1 protein-coding gene is annotated in these 1,097 nt (G+C 76.1%); it reads right to left on the bottom strand.

Features of this window, described 5'->3' with window-relative positions; all coding sequences use genetic code 11:
• A partial coding sequence (locus tag ACPCK6_RS29575) for an acyltransferase domain-containing protein (protein WP_423482854.1) occupies positions 1–1,084 on the bottom strand: 1,084 nt, incomplete at its 3' end.
• Positions 1,085–1,097 lie beyond the last annotated feature (13 nt).

Genomic DNA, 1,097 nt, shown 5'->3' with positions numbered 1-1,097 from the left:
CATCCGCCAGCTCGTCCGAGCCGCCGACCGACACCGCCCCGCGCGTCAGCCACCACAACCGGCCCGACCCACCGACGTCGGTCAGCGCCTGCACCACGGCCAGCGCCGTCGACACCTCGGCGGCGGCCGGAACCGGGGACGCCTCCCGCGGCTCGGCCAGCGACAGCAGGGACACCACATGGGCGTCCCGGGCGTCGGAGCTCATCGCCTCCAGCAGCAGCCGCGCCACCCGGTCGCGGTCGGCGCCGGCCGGGATCAGCACCGGGACCGCCCGGTCGGCCCGGGCAGCCAGCGCCGCGGCCACCGGGTGGGCCTCCTGCCCGGGCGCCATCAGCAGCAGCCAGGTTCCCGCCAACGTCGCGGAGTCCGGCACGGCGGCCGTACGCCACGTCGCCCGGTACCGCCAGGAGTCGACGACCGCCCGCTGCTGCGTCGCCCGCCGCCACCGGGCGAGCTTGGGCAGCAGCGCCGTGGACGGCTCGTCCGCGCCCACGGCGAGATCCTCGCCCAGCACGCCGAGGTCCCCGGACTCGACCGCCGCCCAGAACTGCTCGTCGGACGGGGCGTCGGCCCGCTCCGGAGCCGAGCCGGGCTGGGGGTCCTCCAGCCAGTAGCGCTGCCGGTCGAAGGCGTAGGTGGGCAGTTCCACCGCGCGCGGCCGGGTGCCGATCTGGCCGAGGTACGCCGCCCAGTCGACGGCCATGCCGGCGGCCCAGAGCTGCCCGGCGGCACTGGTGAGGGTGGTGACGTCGGGCTGGCTGCGGCGCAGCGTGGCGACGTACCGCACGTCGTCGGCGGTGTCCGCCTCGGCGGCCATGGCGGTGAGGACCGCGTCCGGCCCCACCTCCAGGAAGGTGTCCACGCCCTGTGCCCGCAACGCCGCCACCCCGTCGGCGAAGCGCACCGGCTGCCGCACGTGCCGCACCCAGTAGCCGGGCTCGGTGATCTCCGCGGCGTCCGCCACCGCGCCGGTCACGTTCGACACGATCGGCACCCGCGGCGGCTGCCAGTCCAGCCCCGCCACCACCGACCGGAACTCCTCCAGCATCGGCTCCATCAACCGCGAATGGAACGCGTGACTCACCGCGAGTTCCTTG

The organism is Micromonospora sp. AB353 (assembly GCF_049538395.1).
Taxonomy (GTDB): domain Bacteria; phylum Actinomycetota; class Actinomycetes; order Mycobacteriales; family Micromonosporaceae; genus Micromonospora; species Micromonospora aurantiaca.
This window is presented reverse-complemented; position numbering and strand designations above follow the sequence as displayed.